This window comes from Marininema mesophilum, from assembly GCF_900106775.1.
Taxonomy (GTDB): domain Bacteria; phylum Bacillota; class Bacilli; order Thermoactinomycetales; family DSM-45169; genus Marininema; species Marininema mesophilum.
This window is the reverse complement of record NZ_FNNQ01000005.1, coordinates 131,083-153,989: the sequence shown is the minus strand read 5'-3', so window position 1 is coordinate 153,989 and position 22,907 is coordinate 131,083. Positions and strand designations below refer to the sequence as shown.

Annotated in this window: 26 protein-coding genes; 20 read left to right on the top strand and 6 right to left on the bottom strand. The window is 44.5% G+C overall.

Features of this window, described 5'->3' with window-relative positions:
• Genes BLV90_RS06635 through BLV90_RS06625 form a run of 3 tightly spaced genes read left to right on the top strand, consistent with a single transcriptional unit; the run spans position 1 to position 3,525 of the window.
• Entirely contained in the window at positions 1-1,110 is a 1,110-nt protein-coding gene (locus BLV90_RS06635; RefSeq protein ID WP_091738184.1) for a glycosyltransferase, read from the top strand.
• A complete protein-coding gene (locus tag BLV90_RS06630; RefSeq protein WP_091738181.1) occupies positions 1,107-2,870 on the top strand; it encodes a bifunctional glycosyltransferase family 2 protein/class I SAM-dependent methyltransferase in 1,764 nt (587 codons plus the stop codon). Before BLV90_RS06635 ends, BLV90_RS06630 begins: the two co-directional genes overlap by 4 nt.
• Positions 2,857-3,525, top strand: coding sequence for a glycosyltransferase family protein (locus BLV90_RS06625; RefSeq protein ID WP_091738178.1), 669 nt, complete (start codon positions 2,857-2,859; stop codon positions 3,523-3,525). Before BLV90_RS06630 ends, BLV90_RS06625 begins: the two co-directional genes overlap by 14 nt.
• Positions 3,526-3,634: 109 nt before the next feature.
• Here BLV90_RS06625 and BLV90_RS06620 read toward each other — a convergent pair whose 3' ends face one another.
• Both BLV90_RS06620 and mgtE read right to left on the bottom strand, forming a co-directional pair.
• Positions 3,635-5,023 carry a hemolysin family protein gene (locus BLV90_RS06620; protein WP_091738175.1) on the bottom strand — a complete coding sequence of 463 codons (1,389 nt, stop codon included), beginning with the start codon at positions 5,021-5,023 and terminating at the stop codon, positions 3,635-3,637.
• A gap of 198 nt (positions 5,024-5,221) precedes the next feature.
• Complete coding sequence (gene mgtE / locus BLV90_RS06615; RefSeq protein WP_245726272.1) at positions 5,222-6,589, bottom strand: magnesium transporter; 1,368 nt, start codon at positions 6,587-6,589, stop codon at positions 5,222-5,224.
• Between the two features lie 202 nt (positions 6,590-6,791).
• Here mgtE and BLV90_RS06610 point away from each other — a divergent pair, with 202 nt between their 5' ends.
• Together BLV90_RS06610 and BLV90_RS16175 are read left to right on the top strand one after the other, a co-directional pair.
• Positions 6,792-7,325, top strand: coding sequence for a hypothetical protein (locus tag BLV90_RS06610; RefSeq protein WP_091738172.1), 534 nt, complete (start codon positions 6,792-6,794; stop codon positions 7,323-7,325).
• 90 nt (positions 7,326-7,415) lie between these two features.
• Complete coding sequence (locus BLV90_RS16175; RefSeq protein ID WP_177167930.1) at positions 7,416-7,568, top strand: hypothetical protein; 153 nt, start codon at positions 7,416-7,418, stop codon at positions 7,566-7,568.
• Positions 7,569-7,651: 83 nt separating this feature from the next.
• On the opposite strand, the gene BLV90_RS06605 is transcribed toward BLV90_RS16175, so the two are convergent.
• Positions 7,652-8,548 carry a protease complex subunit PrcB family protein gene (locus tag BLV90_RS06605; protein WP_091738169.1) on the bottom strand — a complete coding sequence of 299 codons (897 nt, stop codon included), beginning with the start codon at positions 8,546-8,548 and terminating at the stop codon, positions 7,652-7,654.
• Between the two features lie 159 nt (positions 8,549-8,707).
• Here BLV90_RS06605 and BLV90_RS06600 point away from each other — a divergent pair, with 159 nt between their 5' ends.
• From BLV90_RS06600 to BLV90_RS06550, 10 genes are all read left to right on the top strand, one after another.
• Positions 8,708-10,378: a DNA repair helicase XPB gene (locus BLV90_RS06600; protein WP_091738166.1), complete on the top strand. Its 1,671-nt coding sequence runs from the start codon at positions 8,708-8,710 to the stop codon at positions 10,376-10,378.
• Positions 10,378-12,234 carry a helicase-associated domain-containing protein gene (locus BLV90_RS06595; protein WP_091738161.1) on the top strand — a complete coding sequence of 619 codons (1,857 nt, stop codon included), beginning with the start codon at positions 10,378-10,380 and terminating at the stop codon, positions 12,232-12,234. Before BLV90_RS06600 ends, BLV90_RS06595 begins: the two co-directional genes overlap by 1 nt.
• 36 nt (positions 12,235-12,270) lie before the next feature.
• Positions 12,271-12,696, top strand: coding sequence for a YlbF/YmcA family competence regulator (locus BLV90_RS06590; protein WP_091738157.1), 426 nt, complete (start codon positions 12,271-12,273; stop codon positions 12,694-12,696).
• 103 nt (positions 12,697-12,799) lie between these two features.
• Positions 12,800-13,060 carry a YlbG family protein gene (locus tag BLV90_RS06585; RefSeq protein WP_091738154.1) on the top strand — a complete coding sequence of 87 codons (261 nt, stop codon included), beginning with the start codon at positions 12,800-12,802 and terminating at the stop codon, positions 13,058-13,060.
• A gap of 126 nt (positions 13,061-13,186) precedes the next feature.
• Positions 13,187-14,413, top strand: a complete 1,227-nt coding sequence (locus BLV90_RS06580; protein ID WP_091738151.1) for an MFS transporter — start codon at positions 13,187-13,189, stop codon at positions 14,411-14,413.
• A gap of 191 nt (positions 14,414-14,604) precedes the next feature.
• Entirely contained in the window at positions 14,605-15,006 is a 402-nt protein-coding gene (locus BLV90_RS06575) for a hypothetical protein (RefSeq protein WP_177167929.1), read from the top strand.
• Between the two features lie 123 nt (positions 15,007-15,129).
• On the top strand, positions 15,130-15,684 hold the full coding sequence (locus BLV90_RS06570) for a hypothetical protein (protein ID WP_091738148.1): 555 nt from the start codon (positions 15,130-15,132) through the stop codon (positions 15,682-15,684).
• A 32-nt stretch (positions 15,685-15,716) separates the two neighbouring features.
• Positions 15,717-16,079 (top strand): YkvA family protein, encoded by a 363-nt coding sequence (locus BLV90_RS06565; protein WP_091738145.1) that lies wholly within the window; start codon positions 15,717-15,719, stop codon positions 16,077-16,079.
• A 322-nt stretch (positions 16,080-16,401) separates the two neighbouring features.
• On the top strand, positions 16,402-17,202 hold the full coding sequence (gene minD, locus BLV90_RS06555; RefSeq protein WP_091738139.1) for a septum site-determining protein MinD: 801 nt from the start codon (positions 16,402-16,404) through the stop codon (positions 17,200-17,202).
• Between the two features lie 22 nt (positions 17,203-17,224).
• Positions 17,225-17,515 (top strand): cell division topological specificity factor MinE, encoded by a 291-nt coding sequence (locus BLV90_RS06550; RefSeq protein ID WP_091738136.1) that lies wholly within the window; start codon positions 17,225-17,227, stop codon positions 17,513-17,515.
• Between the two features lie 23 nt (positions 17,516-17,538).
• On the opposite strand, the gene BLV90_RS06545 is transcribed toward BLV90_RS06550, so the two are convergent.
• Positions 17,539-18,354: a hypothetical protein gene (locus BLV90_RS06545; RefSeq protein ID WP_091738133.1), complete on the bottom strand. Its 816-nt coding sequence runs from the start codon at positions 18,352-18,354 to the stop codon at positions 17,539-17,541.
• A gap of 364 nt (positions 18,355-18,718) precedes the next feature.
• Here BLV90_RS06545 and BLV90_RS06540 point away from each other — a divergent pair, with 364 nt between their 5' ends.
• Positions 18,719-19,165: a hypothetical protein gene (locus tag BLV90_RS06540; RefSeq protein WP_091738131.1), complete on the top strand. Its 447-nt coding sequence runs from the start codon at positions 18,719-18,721 to the stop codon at positions 19,163-19,165.
• 52 nt (positions 19,166-19,217) lie between these two features.
• Here the strand turns inward: BLV90_RS06540 and BLV90_RS06535 are convergent, their stop codons facing one another.
• Positions 19,218-19,448, bottom strand: a complete 231-nt coding sequence (locus BLV90_RS06535; protein ID WP_091738128.1) for a hypothetical protein — start codon at positions 19,446-19,448, stop codon at positions 19,218-19,220.
• Positions 19,449-19,459: 11 nt separating this feature from the next.
• The gene (locus BLV90_RS16170) at positions 19,460-19,615 is read right to left on the bottom strand and encodes a hypothetical protein (protein WP_177167928.1); all 156 of its coding nucleotides are present in this window, start codon (positions 19,613-19,615) and stop codon (positions 19,460-19,462) included.
• Positions 19,616-19,969: 354 nt separating this feature from the next.
• Here BLV90_RS16170 and BLV90_RS16660 point away from each other — a divergent pair, with 354 nt between their 5' ends.
• The 4 genes from BLV90_RS16660 to BLV90_RS06520 all read left to right on the top strand — a co-directional run bounded on the left by BLV90_RS16660 (position 19,970) and on the right by BLV90_RS06520 (position 22,802).
• Positions 19,970-20,092, top strand: a complete 123-nt coding sequence (locus BLV90_RS16660) for a hypothetical protein (protein WP_281242004.1) — start codon at positions 19,970-19,972, stop codon at positions 20,090-20,092.
• A gap of 175 nt (positions 20,093-20,267) precedes the next feature.
• Complete coding sequence (locus tag BLV90_RS06530) at positions 20,268-20,477, top strand: alpha/beta-type small acid-soluble spore protein (protein WP_091738125.1); 210 nt, start codon at positions 20,268-20,270, stop codon at positions 20,475-20,477.
• A gap of 130 nt (positions 20,478-20,607) precedes the next feature.
• On the top strand, positions 20,608-22,191 hold the full coding sequence (locus tag BLV90_RS06525; protein WP_091738122.1) for an acetate--CoA ligase: 1,584 nt from the start codon (positions 20,608-20,610) through the stop codon (positions 22,189-22,191).
• Positions 22,192-22,280: 89 nt separating this feature from the next.
• Positions 22,281-22,802: a hypothetical protein gene (locus tag BLV90_RS06520; protein WP_091738119.1), complete on the top strand. Its 522-nt coding sequence runs from the start codon at positions 22,281-22,283 to the stop codon at positions 22,800-22,802.
• The last annotated feature ends 105 nt before the right edge of the window (positions 22,803-22,907 follow it).

The following is a 22,907-nucleotide window of genomic DNA, read 5'->3' as shown; positions in this document are numbered from 1 at the left end:
ATGATTTCAATCAGTTTATGCATGATTGTAAAGAATGAAGAGAAAACCTTGGACAAATGCTTATCATCCATCCATGATTTGGTAGATGAGATTAATATTGTGGATACAGGGTCTACGGATAAAACAAAGGAAGTGGTTGGTCGCTACACCGAGCGAATGTTTGATTTTAAGTGGGTGGATGACTTTGCAAAGGCGCGCAATTTTTCTTTTAGTAAAGCGACAAAGGATTATATTTTATGGTTAGATGCGGATGATTTCTTGAAGGAAGAAGATCGGGAAAAGTTTCGTGAATTAAAGAGAGATCTCGATCCTACGGTCGACCAGGTTTCGATGCTATACAACCTTCATTACGATGATAAAGGAAATGTATTTAGCCGCATCCGCCGGGAACGTCTTGTGAAGCGATCGCGTAACTACCAGTGGCATGATCCGGTTCATGAATACTTGGAGATCCATGGAAAGATCATGGATAGCAACGTTGTTATTCATCATGGGAAAATTCATCACAATAAAGCCCGCAATCTATCGATATATGAAAAACGGTTAGAACGAGGGGAAACCTTCTCTCCACGAGATATATATAATTATGGGAATGAACTCATTGAAAACGGGAGATTAGAAGAAGGGCTTGAACAATACGAAAAGTACTTTGCTGCTAATAGCCCCTATATCGAGGACAATATCTCTGCTTGTGGGTATGCAGCCCATTGTTGTCATTTGTTGGGGAAAAGGGAAGAGGAGCTAAAGTATTTACTAAAATCCTTTGAATACCATGCCCCTCGCGCTGAGTTTTGTTGTCGACTGGGTTTGTGGTATCAAAGCAGTAACAACCCTGATGCTGCATTGAGTTGGTACAATCATGCTACTCAGATCGCTCCGCTACATGATTGGGGAATGACCAATGTAGCAGCACGTACGTGGATACCTCATCTACAAATGGCTGTGATTTATGGAGCGCTTGGTGAAATCGAGAAAGCTTATGAACAGAATAAAATTGTTCTATCCTATAACCCAGATGATCCACAGGCATTGAACAATAAAAAGAAACTGGAGTCTTATCTAGCAAAGGGGATTACTGTAGCTACCCAAGCGGGGGGGGAGAAGACTTGACACTGTCTAGTATCACAAGCATTGTGATTCCCGTCCGCAATCAGATGACTTATACAAAACAATGTATCGAAAGCATTCGTGAGTATACAGCAAAGGGCAGTTATGAATTGATCGTTATCGATAATGCTTCCGATGATGGGATAAAAGCATGGCTTGCTGCGCAAGAGGATATTCACTTAATCAGTAATACAGAAAACCTCGGTTTTCCTAAAGCTTGCAATCAGGGTATCCAAGTAGCTAAGGGAATACGGATTCTTCTATTAAATAATGATACCGTCGTCACACCTCGGTGGTTAGAAAATCTAATCGACTGTCTGGAAAGTGACAGGGATATTGGCGCGGTTGGTCCAGTGACCAATCATGCATCTTATGGAACGGCGATACCCGTTCCTTATAAGCACCTAGAGGAGATGCAGTCCTTCGCTATCAACCATAATAAAAGCGATCCTTCTCTATGGGAGGAACGAGCTAAGCTCATTGGATTCTGTCTTCTCATCCGAAGGGATGTTCTGGAGAAGGTAGGTGGATTGGATGAGCGCTTCTCCCCTGGTAATTACGAAGACGATGATTGGTGTTTTCGGGCGCGTGTGGAAGGATATCGCTTATTCCTTTGTCGGGATACCTTTATTCATCATCATGGGAGTGCTTCCTTTGCTCAAGAAGGAAATCGCTTTACCCAACTTTTGGAACGTAACCGTATCGTCTTTCATGATAAATGGGGACTTGATCCGACAAAGGCATTTCATGTACAGCATGAACAAATGGAGTGGATGGATTTAGGGTGGCAAAGGGAACAACGCGTGCTAGAAATCGGATGTGGCGCAGGTGCGACGTTGCTAGCGTTACGAAATCAATACCCTATGATTCGTTTGTATGGAGTGGAATCCAATAAAACCGCTGTGGTAGCTTCCGCTGGAGCAGGAGAGGTTGTGGAACAGGAATTAGATGCTCCCCTACCCTGGCCAGAGGATTTTTTTGATAGCATTCTACTTGGTGATTGTTTAGCCAACGTCAAAGACCCAGCAGTGTTTTTGCAACGTTTAAAAACTCATCTAAAAAAAGATGGGACATTGTATGCTCTATTGCCTAACTTTTGTCACTACGGGACACTTTATCATCTGTTAGAAGGTCGTTTGTTAGATGGTGAGATTCATCGATTCACCTGGTTATCGATCCAGTCCCTCCTTCAAAAGGCTGGCTTGCAACGGATTAAGGTGAAGGGCTTAATCCTCCCGGACTCTTCAGAGGAAACAAAGCAGTGGATTGATTCCTTAACTGCCCTTTCTTCACCAGGGATGAGGGAACAATATTTGATTTATCAGTTTTCCGTAAAAGCTTTACGTGGAGAGTCGGCTTTTCTTCGTAATCTAAAATTCCTCATTCGTCGCGTGGAACAAGAGATTGACGAGGAGGAGAGTGTACAAGAGGTTTTAGAGAAATTGGTCAATCATACTGTCACGATCGAGGAAGTTATTGAGATCATTCATAATGACGTGGTCAACCAAATGGAGACGATTCATAAAATTGCCCAGGTGTGTTATGAAAAAGAACAGGAGCCGCATGCCTTGGCTTTGATGGAAACAGCTGAAGGGTTAATGCCTGACCATCGCGATACCTTGCTCAACTTGGCATTACTTTGGCAAGGTCGAAGAGAGCCACAGAAAGCGCTCTCGTATCTGAAGAGGATTAAAGAAAAGGATGAGAATACGCTGAAATTGGTGGCATACATCCGAAAGGCGGTCGCTGATGGATCCACATAAGATTTGTTTTATCTGGTGTGTCAATGACGAAGCCTGGTTTAGTGAATCGGAACGATATGTCGATTCTCTGCGCGTTCCCAAGGGATTTACGGTGGAAAAAAGGTGTATCCAGGGAGCAAAGATGATGACAGCGGGGTACAATGAGGGAATGAAGAAATCAGATGCTAAATATAAGATCTATTTACATCAGGATGTCCTCATCCTTCATCGCGATTTCTTGATTGATGTCCTCTCTCTTTTTCAAAAGGAACCCAAAGTTGGGATGATCGGTATGGTAGGTGTTACTCATATTCCGGAAAATGGGATTTGGTGGGACGGGGAAGAGAAGGTTGGACAGGTGTATGATAGCCATATTGGACGCATGGAACTCCTTTCCTTTGCCAGGCGGGAGGGGGACATTACTAAAGTAGAAGCAGTGGATGGATTATTGATTGCCACCCAATACGATCTACCCTGGCGGGAGGATCTCTTTGATGGTTGGCATTTTTATGACCTTTCTCAATCGATGGAGTTTATCCGTGCAGGTTATGATGTCGCTGTCCCCCAGCAAAAAACACCCTGGACGATGCATGATTGTGGTGTAGTCAATGTGCAAAATGGGTTTAATGAGGCGCGGCAATGTTTTGTCGCTCACTATCTACAGGAGTCTTCCTAACCACACTTAAAGCGGTTATACAGATCAAGGAATTAGAGCGAACATACCGCTTCATTTTAAGAGCAAAGCAAAACCGCCTTTCCGTGATGAAAAGGCGGTTTTGCTTTCTTTATCGGTTATTTTGAAAGTGCCTGCGCACTTCTTTATTGCTTTCTTCTCTAGCCTCTTCTTCTTGTTCTGTTGAGTCGGGTGTCGACTCTTGACTTACCAAAAGTCGGCTAACGCTTCGTTGCTCAATCTCTTGTACTTTAAAGATAAATTGCTCATAATGAACGACGTTTCCTACTTCAGGAACTTCATTCAACTGGGAGAAGATCCAACCCCCGATGGTATCATTATCTTGGTCTTCAATAGTTGACCCAAAATAATCGTTTACTTCCTCGATCAAAAGGCGAGCATCGATAGAGGTCTCATTGCCTTGCTTTTGGAAGAAGGGGCGTTCATCATCAAATTCATCCTGGATCTCCCCAAATATTTCTTCGATGATATCTTCCGTGGTGACAAGACCTGCCGTACCGCCATATTCATCGACGACGATGGCGACTTCCGAACGGTTTTGTTGTAAAATACGCAACACATCCTTTAGTTCCATCGTTTCGGGCACCATGACGGAAGAGCGAGTTAACTCCTTGAGAACAGGAGTTTCTCCATTGAGTAGCTTTTCATAGATATGGCGAATATGCACGATTCCAACAATGTCATCTTTATCTTCACGACAAAGGGGAAAACGGGTATGGCGTGCTTCCCGAATTGTTTTCAGATTTTCTTCAAGAGAATCGTTAAAGTATAAGCAAACCATATCCACACGAGGCACCATAACTTCACGAGCAACCCGATCCGCAAATTCAAAAATATTGTCAAACAAGGAAAGCTCGGTTTCGTCAATGTGTCCACTTTTTTGACTTTGGGTCATTAACATGCGGATTTCTTCTTCGGTATGTCCCTGTAAGTGTTCAGGATTTAGCTCAACTCCTGCCCACTTTAATACTTTATTAGCAGCACCGTTTAATACATAAATGAATGGGTAGAAAAACCGGTGAAACCAATCTAAAGGTGCCGCTATCCATAGAGTAGTTTTCTCAGCTTGTCGAATCGCCAAGGATTTAGGAGCCATTTCACCAAGTACAATATGGAGAAATGTAATAACTAAAAATGCAATGATTAGGGAAAGAGTGGAGACAAGTAAATCAGGTACTTTGGGTGAGATTAATTGAAGGGCAGGTTCTACGATCATATGGGCGATGGCTGGCTCCCCCACCCAACCTAAACCAAGAGAGGCTAGGGTAATTCCGAGTTGGGTAGCAGAGAGATAGACGTCCATTTTATTGATCAGTTTTTCAGCCGCTTTGGCACGACGATGTCCTTCTTCGCGCAACTGCGCGATCCGAGTCGCACGCACCTTGACGATGGCAAACTCCGAGGCTACGAAAAAACCATTAAGAAAAACGAGGAAGAGCACAAGGAATAGATTCCAAGCGATCTCGATAATACTTCCCAAGCGAACAACGACCTCCCGAAGTCAGTTTGCTTCGTACACCTTAGCCTGCACGAAACTAGGCGAAAATTATTACAGATACTTACAAGCTTATCAGAAAGCCTATGAACTGTATAGTTAAGTGCTGAGGAGAATAACCTACGCTTTTTTACTATTCCCTCATCGTTCAATACAAAAAACCTCTCCAGGAAAAAGAAGAGGCTATTGTATGTACTCAATAAATGTTGTGGCCAGCCCTAAGTAGATAGAGAGTGCGATGACGTCGTTAATCGTCGTGATGAGAGGACCAGAGGCGATTGTTGGATCCACCTTTAGTAGATGTAACAGGATCGGGATCAATGTACCGCCGAGGGTTCCGAGTATCAAGGTAATCTGGAGGGAACCAGCAACAATCAATCCTAAAACCCAATCCCCTTCCCAAAAAGTGACCAAACCGAAAATAAAGAGGCTACATACCATCCCAATGATAACTCCGACAAAGCCTTCTTGGCGGAGGATCTGAAAGTATCGATCCCGGGTCAATTGACCAGTAGAGAGTCCACGGATGACCAAAGCTAGGGATTGTGTACCTGTATTACCTGTCATACCAGAGATCATGGGCATAAAGGTAGCCAATATGGCGACTTTTTTTATGGTTCCTTGAAAAAAGCCGAGGAGGGAGGCGGTTAACATGCCGATACAGAGGAGGAGGATCAACCATGGGATACGACGTCGCGCAGAAGAAAAAGGATGGGTAAGCACATCCATTTCCGTCTGCCCGACGGCGGATAGTTTCGCGATATCTTCCTGTGCTTCTTCGATTAAGACGTCAACGACATCATCGATGGTGATAATCCCGAGTAGCCGTCCTTCTTCGTCTACTACGGGAATAGCAAGGAAGTCGTACCGTTCCATGATTTTAGCGACTTCTTCTTGGTCCATATCAGCAGGTACAGAGATAATCCGTTCGTACATGATGTCGGGAATCGGTGTTTCTGGTTGGGCGATGAGTAGTTCACGGAGCGAGACAACACCAATCACCCGATCATCGGCATCGATGACATAAATATAATAAACCGTTTCCGCTGTAGGAGCTTCTCTGCGTAAGTAAAGAATTGTTTCTTCGACGGTGTAGTAGTCATAGACACTAACATACTCCAGCGTCATCTTCCCGCCAGCAGTATCATCTGGATAATGAAGCAGTGCTCGAACTTTATCTGCCTCATCCCGTTCCATTCCACGAAGAAGGGTTTGTACGTTGGTTTCATCCATCTCGCCCATCAGGTCAGCTACTTCATCAGAAGACATCCGATTGAGTACCTTGGATGTTTTGTCAGCACCAACGTTGCCTAATACCTCTTGTTGCTCATCCGCTTCTAATTCCTCTAGCAAATCAGCGATCTCTTCTGGATCCAACAATTGGATAAAATGATGGCGATAAATACCTCGAAGCTGGAAAAAAATTTGTCCAAGATCATAGGGCTGTAGTTCCTCGATCAGAGGGCGAAGATATCGCCGATCCCGTTTTTGGACTGCTAATTTGATAGCGTCTAGATCGATTTTATGTTGTTGTTCTTCTGTATCCGTCATCGCGTGTCCTCCTTTCTGTAGGGAATCGAAATCTCCATCATCATAACAGATCAAAGGTGCTTTGGAAACGAAAAAGCACGGGGAGAGTCCTTTTGAGGACATGGCTAAAAACATTGGATACATCAAGATGTTAAAGGATAGATAATGTATGAATCTAACACCCATATACTAAGAAGAGGATAGCGAATGGGGGGAATGATCTATGGTTTATTATGATCCAAGTTTCCCAGGAGGTAGTTGGTTCTTCTCGGGGCCACCAGGGATGGGCTCACCTTATCCTGGTCAGCCAGAAAGTGATTGGTCTTATCCGAGTCAACCTGGGGTGATGGGCTCACCCTACCTAGGGCAACCAGGAGGTGGTTGGTCTGATACATCAGGAAGCGAGTGGCCTTTCCCTGGCCCAGGAAAGCCAGGGTTACCCTATCTTCCAGAAGCGTACTCCTTTTTACCAGGGCAATCTACCCCTGGTTGGAGTCCATGGACGGGGCAACATCCAATACGGCATCCGGGACAAGTGCCGATTACTGGAGCTAGTTTTCCACATTACTGGCCAATGAATCCAAAGCCAGGCTCACCTTTCCCCAGATATGGCCCCAACTCACAACCTACTGATTCAGCACCACACTACCCTGAGCAACAATCCACTGCTCAAAAATTGTACCCACTCTGGGAGTCACCAGAGTCACCGGAATCTCCTTGGTTTTTTGTACCAGAAACATCCGAGTCCCATAAATAATCCAGGGTTGTTTCCGAAAAAAATCCGGCATGAGATAAAGGGGGGTGGGGAGACTAAACATGCCTAAAGGCACTGGAAGGGGTGAGATAGATGCGGATCGATGACGGAGCAACACGACGTGAGCCTGAGATTACGACGCCCCGTGAACCCCTGACCACTGCTCCGGAACAACCGGAACGGGGGACAGATCCCGATGAGCGTCGACGAAGAGAGAAGGACGATGAACGACGACACTTGGCATAGAGATCTACGGATCTTAAGTGAAGAATAATCCCCCATAGCTAAAGCTACGGGGGACTTTATATTACCCGATCTAGGTGAGCGGATTAACGGTTTGGTTGGTCCTTAGTGGACTGTTTTTTTATGTGGTATTCAATTTCTTTGTCCTTTTCTACACGAGGGATGGAGATTACCTGGGTAGGGTGAGTGATCATCTGAGCCACCATTCCATCGGGATTTGGGGAGATCTCCTGGGCATAGACATGAATTTTACCGTCTTTCTCAATCACATTTTCTATATTGATGCGATAGCCGCTTGTACGGCGCTCCCCAAGTCCAATAATCAAATAAGTATGATCACGGTGATTGACCATCACATGGCCACCCTTTTTAGAGGAACGCATATCGGATAACTTATCCTTCACGTTTTCTGGAAGGGTTTTCCCCGATTCTACTTGCTTAGAAAGGATTTTCCCTTGTGTATCTGCATCTTTGGGGGGCATTGATTCTTTGCCATCTTGAGAGTCCTTGCTCTTAACTTCTTCAATGTGCGTTTTGTACTTTAGATCGTCATCCGTTTTAATCGAAATGACAGTCAACGGAGAAGTGACGGCTTGGGTGTTTATTGAATCTTTTTTCGGTGGAACTTCCTCAGCGTTTACATGGACCTCTTTACCTTGTTGGGTAACTTCCTTCACTTTGATTGACCATCCACCGGTGTTCTTCTCACCTGAGGCTAGGAAGAGATAGATTCGTCCATTATCCTCAACCTTCGCTTGGATACCTTCTTCGGCTTTAGTGGAGCGCACTTCTGCCCACTGCTCTTTTACTTTACTAGGTAATTTATCTAGGGATTCCTGTTGAAAAGGAAGGGTGCGTTCATCTTTTGCTGATGGTGAGTCACCCGCTTTATTATCTGGGGATAGGAAAGAACCCCCACAACCCATTGTACCAAATAATAATGTGCATCCTAACATCATTGAAATCACCTTCCGTTTTCGCATCCTTATTGCCTCCTGTCTGAGTCTTTATCTTTCAGACGGGGGATCCTACCTAAAAGTTGCAAAAAGTTTTCGAAAGTTATTATTTGCCTACGACAGGGTTCTCTTCGTTATGTTTTCCCGCATTTTTAGGAAAACTAACCGAAAAGGAGTTGGGGACGAATGAAATTTGATACAAAACGACCTCTGATCGTGCAGAGTGATTGGACGGTCCTTCTTGAGGTTCATCATCCAGACTACCATAAGGTAAGAGAAGGATTGGCTGCGTTTGCAGAGTTGGTCAAAAGCCCAGAGCATATTCATACTTATCAAATCACGCCTCTCTCGCTTTGGAATGCGGCGGCGATGGGTTTGAAAGTAGAAGAAGTGATTCACTTCCTGCGGGAAAATGGGAAGTTTCCTTTATCCGTTGCTTTTTGCAAGAGAATAGAGGATAGCTTTTCTCGTTTTGGCCGGATTGTCTTGCTGCAAGATGAAGATCGCTTACTGTTGAAGTGTAATCAACAGGAATTCTTTACAGAACTAATACACACTGAGAAATTGAAAAACATGATTCAGATAGAAAATGGTCAGTTTTATATTGCGGCGGAAACACGTGGATGGATAAAAGAAGAATTGATTCGTTTAGGGTGGCCTGTTTGGGATCAAGTGGGATTTAATGACGGGGAGCCGCTTGCTCTTCATTTTCGGAAAAGAACCCGTTCAGGATATGATTTCCAATTGAGGGACTATCAGCAGAGAGCGATTGAAGCTTATTGTACAACTGAACAGAATAGCCATGGAGTTGTCGTTCTCCCTTGTGGAGCTGGTAAAACGATCGTGGGGTTAGGGGTGATGGAACGAATCGGGCGGGCCACATTAATTCTTACCCCTCATACTACCTCTGTTCGTCAGTGGATCCGTGAATTATTGGACAAGACGGACCTGACAGAGAGCGAGATTGGAGAATACTCAGGAGACCAGAAATCGGTAAAGCCCATAACGGTAGCTACTTATCAGATCCTTACTCATCGTGATTCAACAGGGCAGTTTACCCATATGGATTTATTTAATCAGCGAGATTGGGGTTTGATCGTCTACGATGAAGTTCATCTATTACCCGCTCCTGTATTTCGTGCTACAGCGGATTTACAAGCAAAACGACGCCTTGGTTTAACTGCCACCTTGGTAAGAGAGGATGGAAGGGAGCGGGAAGTTTTTAGTTTGATAGGACCTAAACGAATCGAAGTACCGTGGAAGGAGTTGGAGGAGAGAAGGTGGCTGGCAGAGGCTAGTTGTACAGAAATTAGGACAGGACTTTCTCGGGAGGATCGGATCATCTACACGGATGCAGCGAAAAAACATAAATATCGCATTGCCGCAGAAAACCCTGCGAAGGAGGAGCTTGTACAAAAGATCATTGATCGCCACCAAGGGGATCGCATCTTGGTTATCGGCCAGTATTTGCGACAGTTGAAGGGGTTGGCGACGCGATTACAATTACCTTTATTAACAGGAGAGACCCATCAGGATAAGCGAGAGGCACTCTTTGATGCGTTTCGACGCGGAGAGGTCCCTATCCTTGTCGTCTCCAAAATCGCCAATTTTGCCATTGACCTACCTGATGCAAGTGTTGCCATTCAAATATCAGGTGCCTTTGGCTCAAGACAAGAAGAAGCCCAACGGTTGGGGCGTATTTTGCGACCAAAGAGCAGAGGGAACCATGCGTATTTTTATAACCTGGTCAGTCGGGATACCATCGATCAAGAATATGCGCTCCATCGACAACGGTTTCTAGTAGAACAGGGTTACCCGTATCAGATTGTTGAGGAAGAACAGTGGGGGAGGGCCTGATGGAAAGTTTACATACATGCTTAGCTTCCTTATCGCCTCATGTTCGAGGAAGTATTGCTAAGGAACATAGCTGGGATGGAAATAGCGACGATTTAGCGAGTTTGGCAGAGACTATAATCAATGCCGCAACGGAGCTTGCCATGACTCATCATATGGAAGCCACTTTGCTTAGACGAGTCATCTTTCTTGGAGGGGATCGTTTTATTGGTGTAGAGGATGAGCATGTGAAGGAGGACTTATCACCGCTTCATGCTCGTATGGGTTGGATTGCTCTCCGTAGAAAGGGGTTTGTTTATACCTTTCGTCGATCATGGGGAGAGAGTGGGATATGGTGTCCGAAAGAGATTCGTGATGCGTGTTTAATGGTTTGGTTACCTACCCCCCCTCGCGGAATAGAGGGTGTTTCTGTGGAGGGTACTGATCCGGTATCAGGAGTGTGGAATGATGCCTTCCATCTTTTGTGTATGCTGGATCGAGAGAATTTTCCCTTAACTGTAAAAGGGAAAATTCCACAACATTTTCTACGTAAGTTGATGGCTGAATTGGATTTAGAGGATGAGGGGCTTGAGGAGTCCCCGTGGAATAAGGAAGATATATCGCCTCGTTTATCTCTACTCTTTTCCTTTGCAAAGCAGGAGGGATGGATAGAGAAAACAGAGGAGCAAATTGTATTAAATGAAACATCGGCAAATAAATGGCTACAACTCTCTTGGGAAAAACGCCTGCAAGGGATGTTTTCTTTTGTGCGGCAACAATTCCTTCAAGTTCATCCAGAATGGGATAGTTTATGGCGATGGATGGAGCGCCAAGGAGAAGGTCCAACACTCCTTCGGAGTACATGGCTCGAGTGGAAAGCGATAGCAAATTCTTCATCCACTCTAGAGGAGTGGGAAGTCAAATGGCTGCGCCCCTTGGAGGCAATTGGTTGGGTGGAGATGGGGGAGGTTGATGAAGGAATCTGGTGGAAGTGGTCATCTTGGGCACCTCCCATTTGCGAGCAACTTCCCCAGCTTCCCACTTATGTAAAACCGGACTTTGAAGTGTTGATCCCTGTTTTTACACCTGGAAGTGAGCGAAGATTATTAGCCCAGTTTGCGGATTACATGGGTGGTGAGCAATTCTTTGTTCATTATGAAATTACCGTTTCATCAGTACGTCGCGGGATGGAAAAGGGACTCTTGGTAGCAGATATGGAAAAGGTGCTCACAACCTTGTCTACCTTTCCGTTACCCGAAAATGTACTGCACAGTCTGATCCTTTGGGGAGAGCAACACGCTCGGGTACGGATTGGCCACGAGATTCTTCTTCAAGTAAGTGATTCGGTATTAGCTGATGAATTACTCATAGATCCAATTTTATCGTCCCTTCTTGGTGATCGAATAGGTCCTACTCATTTTTTACTGGATACCAATGATTTGCCTGCTGTTCGGGAACGATTGGAAGCTAGAGGGACTCCTTCCTTGGAGATAACGAAAGGTGATAAGGAGTTTATAGAGGATAAACCTCTTCTCGAAATCCATAACGATCAAAGAATAGAGGATCGTATTCCTGAATGGGAGGAAGCCGTTCCAGGGATAACGCAGATCCCTCGTTTGTGGACCTCTGCACCACGAGGATATCATTCCACGACGCTAAGGAAGTTGCTAGAAAAGTCGATACAAATGGGTCTGACAGTGAAGTGGCTTGACAAAGAGGATCGTGCCCACCAATTTGTAATCCATCGTCTGTTTCGTAAAGAGGGAATATGGAGGGTTGAGGGGCAAGAAACGGCAGAAAGGGAAAAGGTTTCTGTTTCTCTGGAAGAGATGGAGCAGGTTCAAATTATCTTGCCATGGGAAGAGAGCATAACTCCATAGAACGAATTGTGTTAACATGGAAGTGGAGGGATCGTTATGAATTCGTTGGATATGACAGAGTTGCTGTCTGAAGCATATAGTTTAGCTGATCGAATCAATGAATCGAAGGAAGTAAGTCGCTATTTGGAGCTGAAACGTGCATTGGCAGAGGATGAGGAAGCAAGAAAACTGATTAACCGTTTTCAAACGAAAAAAGAACTCTTTGCAGAGGCTCAACGGTTTGGCCATTTCCATCCAGATTATCATCGTGCTAAGGATGAAGCGAAGGAATATTTGGCAGAGATCCGTAAGTATCCGCTCATTAAAGAGTATCTAGAACTTGAGGAAATATTGGATCAATTGCTAAATGGAGTAAGTCAACGCATTGCTAATGCTGTCTCAGAAGATATTAAAGTGCCTGTAAACGATGAGATTCAAGCGATGCGTGAAGCGAACCAAAAGCGACGGAAAAGTTGTGGTTAATTCTAGTAAAGGTTTACTTGCAAGTGTGAACCGTGTTATCATTATACCACTTCAGTGTGTGTAGTTTACGGATGACTGATGTGAAAAAAGGAGACACGATCCCATGTCGATGATCATCGCGGAACGGCTTGGATTGGCCGTATGGGTGAAGGATCTCAAGGCTGCTCGTTCTTTAGGACGTATGGGCAATATCCACTATGTATCGAAACGGCTGAAATATGTTTTTCTATATATCGACGGTCAGAAAGCCGAACAGACGATTCGCAGAATTGAACGATTGTACTTTGTTGATCGAGTACAGCGATCATTCCGCCGAGAGTTGTCGACGGAATTTCATAAACTGAATCAATCCCCGACTGTTTAGGCGGGGATTGATTATTTCTATTTAAGTGGGCTTCTTACGAGTGAGAGGCTATTTTTTTCATCCATATGTTTCGTGTATCGTAATATTTGTAACCAGATAATTTATGAATGGAAAGGGATCTTATATATGGAAACTTGGAAGCGAAACTTGTATATATTGATGGTCTCACAATTTCTTGTGATGGGTGCAATGAGTATGATTATCCCCTTCCTTCCTCTATATCTAAGGGAACTAGGGATGACCGATCCTGATAAGACACAGCTTTGGTCAGGTCTAATTTTTGGCATCAACTTTCTCTCTGCTTTTTTGTTTGCTCCTGTATGGGGAAGCTTAGCAGATAAAGTTGGGCGTAGGATTATGGTGCTTCGATCCGGATTTGGAATGGCGATTGTCATTTTTTTGACAGGCCTTGCTGCAAGCCCTTTACAACTGCTCTTGTTACGGTTGTTAAATGGGACGGTGTCTGGATTTATTCCAGCTTCCATATCCCTCACTGCTACAAATACCCCGAAAGAGAAGTCAGGATATGCTTTAGGGTTGCTACAGTCGGGCGGTGTAGCAGGTAGTATCATGGGTCCCTTTATCGGAGGGGTATTAGCAGAGGTGGTTGGGTTTCGATCCATCTTTTTTCTAACCAGTGCGGTTATTTTCTTGGCAACCGTCGTTGTGCTTGTATTTGTAAAGGAAGAAGTGAAACCAGATCCAAAGGTGGCTCGGAAAGGTTTTTTCTCGGAGGGGTCCTTTATTCTCCATCAAAAACCACTCCTTTTCCTTTTTAGTGTAGGCTTTATGTTGCAATTTGCTATGGTAGCTCCTATGCCGCAGATGTCCTTATTTGTCTCTCAGTTGGGTGCACCAGGGGGATATATTGCTTTTTTTGCTGGTTTAGTCGTAGCTGTGACGGGATTAGCCAATATGCTGGCTTCTCCCTTTTTAGGTCGGTTTGGTGATCGGCATGGTTCGGAACGTGTTCTCTTTTACTCCATGATCGGCACGGCTCTTTTGTTTATCCCGCAAGCATGGGTAGGAAATGTATGGCAGTTGTTGGGGCTTCGCTTTTTGTTGGGCTTATGTGTAGGGGGACTTTTGCCATCTCTTCATTCCTTGATTCGTAAACATGCTCCTGATGGGAAAGAGAGTACAGCATATGGATACAGTACTAGTGCTACGTTTCTTGGCAATATGCTTGGACCGATCACTGGAGGTTTTCTAACAGGGATTATCGGTATTCGAGGTCTATTTCTAATAACATCGATGATGCTTCTAATAGGAGCATGGTGGTTAAAATTAGGATTAAATCATAGAAAGAAAACGTCAAAACAAAGTGTGTCACGCAAAGTTTCCTCAGCCTAATCGCTACTATCAGCGGTTAGGTCTTTTTTTAAGAGCAAAAATCCGCAGTTATCGGGTGGGGGATGTCCAACCTTATTCTCATTACCGACATAGAAATATATAGAAGGGCGTTGGGGGTAGACCCAACAATGGAAAGATTGCTAAAGGAGTGTATCGTGTGAAGCGAATGAAAAGAGCTGGCTTCCGCCGTCGTGCAGTTGGCGCAGGTATCAAAGGTTTTGGCGGCTTTGGCGGCGGTGGCTTTGGCGGTTGCGGCGGTGGCTTTGGCGGTTGCGGCGGTGGCTTTGGCGGTTGCGGCGGTGGCTTTGGCGGTTGCGGCGGTGGCTTTGGCGGTTGCGGCGGTGGCTTTGGCGGTGGCGGCGGCTTTGGCGGTTGCGACGGTGGCTTTGGCGGTTGCGACGGTGGCTTTGGCGGTTGCGACGGTGGCTTTGGCGGCTTTGGCGGTGGCTTTGGTGGTTGCGGCGGCGGCTGTGGTGGCTGTGGTGGCGACGGGGTCTGGTAAGTACACTAGAAAGATAGGAAGTAAATGGAGGAAAAACTCCTCCTTAAAGGTAATTATTGGTTTGCGACCCTATTGGTCGCTTTTTTCATGAAAATAGGGGGTTTTTCGTGAACTTTTTGGTTATGGAGGGTGATTCTTGCCCTATATAGCTGGAAGAACGGGCTTAAATCCCTTACAATGAATAGAAGGGCTGCTAAAAAGGAGCGGAATCGCCGTGGGTATTTTTGATGGTTTGAAGAGTAAATTGGAAAAAGGATTGGAGACGACCAGTCAAAAATCGAAAAAGGTGTTAGATATAAGCCGATTGACATTACAGCTTAGAGGGAAAAAGGAATACGAGAGTGAGTTGCATATGAGATTGGGGCGTTCACTCTATGAGCGCTGGGAAGCACATGGCGATATGGAAATGACCGACCGTACCCGCTCTCTCCTTTACAATATCAAGGAAATACGTGAAGTTATCCAATCGATGGAAGACCAATTGACAGAGTTAAAAAAAGAAGAGGAACGAAAGCATCCTCCAGAAAATATGCAAGCTCCGCCTTCCCGGGAAGTCAAGACGGAACGCCAGGCCCTTCCTAGTGGAGATGATTTGCCAGGAGAAAGGATTCAATCATCCTCTAATCAAACCCCCGTATCCGATCATAAAACTTCATCCTCATGGGATGCTTGGGAAGGGCAAGGGATTTTTCTATGTCCACACTGTAGTAAAGAGGTAAGAGATACAGAGAAGAATTGTATATACTGTCATGGAGAGATATATAGCTAAAGCTATAAGAGGCGAAGGGGTGTGAGTGCCGAATGACTTCAAGTGATCTGGAGCAAAAAGTAAAAAAGGTTCTAGCTTCCTTGATCAAAAAAGCGGACACTCCGAAGGGATCTCGTAGAATTCTGGACGATTTTAATGGGAAGGTGAATCGAGTTGGAGGAATCCAGAAGATTATAGGGAAATTAAAGATTTTATATGACTACTTCAGACATCCGGCCACGAGCCGCACAAAAAAAGCATTAGCTGGGGCAGCGTTACTCTATTTTATTATCCCAAGTGATGTATTGCCTGATCTGATTCCGATTGCTGGGTATGTAGACGATGCAGTAGCTCTAGGAATCGTATGGAAGTTACTTTCAAGAGAGCTGGACCGCTTTGATAGGCGGATCCGATGAACAATGAGAAATTAATGGACGCAAACTATTTCTTTTGCTTCTGTTATGCGGTCAAGTTTGATACAATAATAGGGAATCTTGTTTGTTCATGTCAATTTAACAAAATCATTGGAATTTTTACTGATATGCACATCACCAATCCGTGGCAACTCTTTCTAACAAAAGTCAACCCTTGAAAGCGGATTTGGATCAATCGATATATCGTATAGTGGAATGGGTTGTTACATAGGGACTAAGGATCAATAGACGATGTAGTAGAAGAGGGCAATGGATCCCGAAGGTCGAAGATAGACAGAAGGACAAGGGAAAGGGGCAACGAGTGATGAAGCAGAAGTCCGTAGCAATTACCGTGACAAGCGGAAAAGGTGGTGTAGGAAAATCAACCACCGTCGCATCCGTTGGCCTTGCGTTGGCGAAACTGGGACGTGAGGTTTGTGTTATGGATACGGATATTGGTCTACGTAAGTTGGATTTGATGTTAGGTTTGGAGAACCGCATTGTTTATGATTTAGTGGATGTGGTCGAGGGGACAAGTAAGTTACGGCAATCCTTGGTGAGACACAAGGAATTTCCTACCCTAGGCCTTCTACCAGCTGCCCAGACGAGGTATAAGGAAGAGGTGACACCGGCTCAGGTTAAAGAGTTGGTGGATGAGTTGAAAAAAGAATTTGAAATTATCCTAATTGATTCTCCAGCAGGGATCGAGGGAGGGTTTCGCAATGCGATTGCTCCAGCAGATCGGGCGATCTTAGTTGTAAATCCTGAGATTCCATCCGTTAGGGATTCTGATCGGGTGATTGGTTTATTGGAATCTGCCGATTTGGAGACAATTGATTTGGTAGTAAACCGAGTTCAACCCAATATGATCAAAGATGGCGACATGCTCAGTGTTGAGCGCGTTCAAAATCATCTAGCGATCAATTTACTGGGCATTGTTCCTGAGGACCGACGGATTATTCGTTCATCGAATACGGGTGAACCGGTAGTATTGGATGATAGATCCTTAGCTGGACGTGCGTTTAATAATATTGCGCGGCGGATCAATGGCGAAGAGGTTCCTTACTTAGAATTGGAGGAAAGCAGCCTCATCAATCGGATCAAGCGGATTTTTCATATCGCCTGACTAAAGTTACGAGGTGAATGTCGTGGCCTTTTTGAATATGTTTGGCAAAGATAAAGAGCGCCCTACAGCGGCGACGGCGGATGACCGCCTCTCCCTCGTGCTCAGTTATCAGCGATCAGATATCGATGAACGGAAATTGAAGCAATTTCAGGCAAGGCTGATCGATTTATGTGATGACTTTGGTTATGATGTGGTGGGGCAAGTTGAAATACGCCCGCAATCCCGGCAAAGGGACAATACGACGGTGTTAAAGGCGAGCATACCCGTTCGCTTGAGAGAAAAAGGGGAAAATGAAGAGAGCGCAGGTCTTTAAAGACCCTGCGCTCTCTTTTTTATTTATATGGATTTGTTGCGGTTCAAACATTCTTCTAAAAAGCGAGTAATCACAACGGGAAATTCTTTATTGTCTTGTAATGTGAAGAGGGAGAAGGAGACCCGGGTGTGTCCGTATTCTTCCATAAGTTCCATCAATTTGGTGCGAATGGCAGTATTGGGTCGGCCATAGCGATTTTCGAAGGCTTTAATAACCATGTCTTCCTCTGTGATGTTGCTGGAGGCGTCGAGGTTTTCAAGGAGATTTTCAGATTTTTGGTGGACTCTTTCGAGGGCAGCTGCAGCTTCTGTATCATCTTCTAAATAAGGACGGAAGACAGGAGCGCTACCGTCAAGATCGCGGATGATCGGACGTTGAATCTGCCAACCTTCTAATTTACGGCGACGACGTGGACGTGGCTCAGGCATACGGTTAAACCGTTCGGGATATTTACGACGCAAGGTGTAAATCCGTTGGTAAATTGCACCTTGCGTTCGGTTGAGCTCTTTTTCTAATTTAGCGATTGCAGAAGATAATGACTGTCCTTGGTCCATATAGCGATTAACCCATTCAATAACGACGTCTTCTTCTTGATCAGACCAACTATTAAGACGGTTTTCTCCATCGGCGGATGGCTTATTCGATAAGAAACGTTCAGGATATTCACTACGGAGTTTTCGAACATGAGACATGATACCTGCAAATCCGCGATTCAGATCGTTGGATATTTCACGGAGGATTTCTCGCTCACGAACACCTTCGGCTAAGCCTTTATTGATCTTTCCGATAATTTGTTCATTTTCTTCATCTGTATATTTCCCTTTTTTTGTATCAAACATGCCATCCCTCTCCCCATTTGGTCTTGTTATATTATTTAATATAACAGAAAAGAAATCATCATTTCCACTAAAATATTAGATAAAGTAACTTTATGTAAGTGAGAAGAAGTTGATTATAATAGGTTAAGTACTATGTTGTTCTGTGGAATCCTGGATAAAACGATAAAAAATAAGCGGTTTATAAGTTGAATTTTCATACCAATTATCCCTCCCTTCGTATAAAACTACCTTTCTATGGCGATAAAGGAAATATACTCAGTTAGGGTAATAGAGAACCGGAAAATGGTTCTTTATTAAAATAAAACATAGAAGCATGAAACCACTAGACATCATGATTCCAGTAAAGAAAAAGGAGGGATGAGGGATGACGAATAGGGCCGCATACGATATTAGTTCACTATTAACCTCGCGACAAACATCACTAGAGAGAAGCTATGCTAATCCTTGGGAGTTGGAGGGACCTGTCCACCGAGATTGGGATGTGGTTTCGAGAGCCTCCCTGGTCATCCTATGGGGGTTATTAGTTTACCCTCGGCTGGATCCTGATATGAAAAAAAATGGTGAACCCCAAGTTCATTTAGCTCATGTGCGTTCGATGTTTGCAGAACATTTAGGAGCAGATGAAGAATGGAATCGGATTTTGAATAAATTGACACGAAATGATTACATTCGATGTTCTGAAGGATGTGTATATGCAGGTGCACGCTTGTGGACAGCATTAGATGCCTCGCGGATGTATCATCTTTTTCGAACCTCTGTACTCGTTAGAAAGATGGCTACAGAAAAGAGCAGCAACGACAATAACGGATAAGGTACCCCGATCACTGGGGTACCTTATCCGTTATTTGTGATTGAATGATTTGCTATAGATCGCGGATGGATTCAAGGAAGCGACGCAGAGCCTTCCGTTGTTCAGGAGAAAGGTGAAGGGCAATATGAACCAATTGTTGAATATCCTCAGGCAAATTAGAGTTTGAAGTTGCTTGAAGATTGTTATGCTTGCCCAGGCGATTAATTGCTTCTTCGAGATGGGACCGTGCTTCATCGAGTTCTTTGTAACTCTGGATTAGTAATTTTTCAGTGGGGGAATTCATCCCAGTTCCATTTACTCCTTTGTGGAGTCGAGTAGATGGTCGACCTCCCGTTGGATTCGGATTAATTCATCCGTGTTTAATTTGTTCAAGTCTCTGATCATGGAATTTAACTTCATTGAACGAAATTCTTCCAGTAAGGAAGGCTTTATATGGGTCTCCACAGACATGGGAACCCTCCTTTCCCAACAGCAAATCGTGTACTTATGGTATGAGTGATAATCAACATTCCTGATGAGTGAGTTCTATTTTATCAAAATTTAGGAGAGGGTCAATGACGAGTAGAGTATTAATTTTCGCGAACTTGTCACTTTTTCAATGGAAAGCTTGATCTAGGGGCTTTTTTAGCATCTTTAGGTGGTTGATTGATAAATAGAGAGGAATCTGGGGGTTTGTGTAAGTTGTGCCAAGGGTAAGAGGAAATCATGTCATGAGAATGACGCAATGAATGATGGTTTCATCTCTTAGTAAGCGAGGTGTTTTTCATTCAAGAACAATTGCAGGAAATCAAGAGCAAACTGTTGATGAAAAAGGAAGAGTACAAGCAAGCAATCGAACGCCACGAATTTCTGGAATTACATGTGATTCAGGAGGAAATCGCAGAGCTTCGCACGCAGTGGGAAGCGCTGACTAAAGACTCTGGGTAAGAACGAATATAGGTAAGAATCATAAAAGGGAGGTGGATGATATCATTCACCTCCCTTTTAGTTGTTGTTAAGGTAGTTTTTGGTAGGTGGAAGGTAATTCCCAGAAATTCACACGCATTATGAAGAGACTTGCTCCGCATGATATAGGTACCATCTACAAGGAGGTGAAACCGACATGCCACAATCACGTGACCGTAACTCCAATCAACTGCTCGTTCCTGGCGCTACTCAGGCTCTTGATCAATTGAAATACGAAATCGCTTCTGAATTTGGTGTTCAACTTGGTCCTGACACCACTTCTCGTGCGAACGGTTCTGTAGGTGGGGAAATTACTAAGCGTCTTGTCGCTCTAGCTGAACAACAACTAGGTGGCGGTGCTCGGTAACACAATTTTATAATTTGGTTTCGCCGAGGCAGCGGGTTATCCCGCTGTCTTTGTTATGCTACAGGAATGCCAGGAGATATCGTCGAAGAAATTAATGCTATCATCCATAAGCGGTAGGAGGGTATTGAAAATGGAAATAACGATTCCAAACATGTATAACATGACTCAGGATATTGATCGATACGCTGTAAACCCGGATGCGGTGGCTCTTCGCTGGGAAAATGAACAAGGAGAGCAACGAGTATTAACTTACCAAAACTTAAAGCAACAGTCGGATCGTTGGGCACAAGGATTTCTTGCTCACGATTTGAAGAAGGGGGATCGTATCATGATCCTTCTTCCCCGTATTCCAGAGGCTACCCTGGCCTATATAGGAGCATTAAAGGCAGGATTGACGGTTATACCCGGATCAGAGATGCTACAACCTAAGGATATTCGATATCGGGTCCAACATGGTGAAGTGAAAGCTATCGTCTTTGATAGAACCCTAGAGCGCCAAGTAGCTCGTGGATTAGAGGGCACTTCCTCTGTCAAGGTTGGTTTTGTACTAGGTGAAACGACACGGAGTGATTACTATTCTTTAGAGACATTAGGTGAAGGAATTACGGAACAACCCTTACCTGCCATTCGGAGTGAGGATATGGCTTTTATCTCGTATACCTCAGGAACAACGGGTGGGCCAAAGGGAGTTCTTCACGTACACGGTTGGGCAGTACCTCATCAATGGGTTGCTTCCAAGGAATGGTTAGATATTAGGCAAGGAGATACCGTCTGGGCAACTGCTGGGCCTGGCTGGGCAAAATGGATTTGGAGCCCCTTTATGTCTACATTGGGAGCTGGGGCGACAGCCTTGGTATATCAAGGGCGATTTAATCCAGAAAAAACCCTGGCTCTTATCGAAAAGTATCAGGTCAATGTCCTTTGTTGTACTCCTACGGAATATCGTATGATGGCGAAGGTAGATGGTCTTGAGCAGTTTGATCTTTCCTGCTTACGAAGTGCAGTCAGTGCAGGAGAACCCCTTAATCGTGAAGTGATCGATACCTTTCGCCACTATTTCCATGTCAATGTACGAGATGGATACGGCCAAACAGAAAATACTCTTTTGGTAGGTACAATGAAGGATATGGCTGTCAAGGCAGGTTCTATGGGTAAGCCCACAGCGGGCAACTTAGTTTCAATCATCGACGAAAAGGGGAATCCTGTTTCTGTTGGACAAGTTGGTGATATAGCTGTCCATAAGACGGCTCCGGCGATGTTTAAAGGGTACTATAAGGATCCTGAGCGAACAGCAAAAGCTTACCGGGGAGAATGGTACTTAACTGGAGATCGAGCACGGGAGGATGAAGATGGTTACTTTTGGTTTGAAGGTCGCGGAGATGATATCATCATAAGTGCAGGGTACACTATTGGTCCGTTTGAAGTAGAGGATGCTTTAGTCAAACACCCTGCTGTACAGGAATGTGCTGTCGTAGCTAGTCCAGATGCTGTGCGGGGCTCGGTGGTAAAAGCTTTTGTTGTGTTGAAGGGCAATCAGCCAGGTTCTGAACCCTTAATTAAAGAACTGCAGGAGCATGTGAAGGGGTTGACGGCACCTTATAAGTATCCCCGTCTCATTGAATTTGTAGCGGAGTTGCCAAAAACAAGTAGTGGTAAAATTCGACGTGTAGAGTTGCGTGAAAGGGAACGGTTGAAACATAAAAAAAGCAAATAAAAGTTGAGTAGATGAAGAACGAGGTTGGCTTGAACACCATGATTTGCTGGGGTATAATTTTTCTAATTGCACAGAAGGAGCCGGGTGACATGCGCATATTTCCTCACGGTAATGTGGTCAACTTTAACGATTCGGTTCGGGAGATGACCGCTTCGGAATTGGAGCAATTACTTACTACTCAGATAGAAAAGCAATCTGCTGTGGTGACAGGTCATTTGGATATGAAGGCAGAAGCCGTTTATTTATATGGCCAAGCTGAACAGGTTCGAGTAGACGAGGAAGGCGGGGAAGTCATTGTTACTTCCCGCTCAGAAGATGAGCCTTATGAGGCACGATTCTCTTTTGATGACCTTCTCCTAAGTCATGAGATGCATTTTGATATTATCGTGGATGGAGAAGAGACGATTCGGTATCCGGTCTATTATGTTACATTTGCACAGGAAGGGGAAGAAATCACGCTCTTTTTTGCCCAAAAAGAAGGGGTAAATGAGCCTCTCCACTATGTGACAGAATTTTGGGCGCAGGCGGGAGAGATGGGGCGAGATGCAACATTTGACACAGGAGGCTGCTCCCTTCCCTCTGATTTCCGTAGTCGCCTTAAAAACTGCTAAATCCTAGGTGGTCTTTTGTTCGGGGTTTTCCAAAAACTGTGGACTCGTACTTCCTGTCGACAGTTTTTTTGTGTAATTTTTAGCTGAGAGTGATTTTTCTAGGAT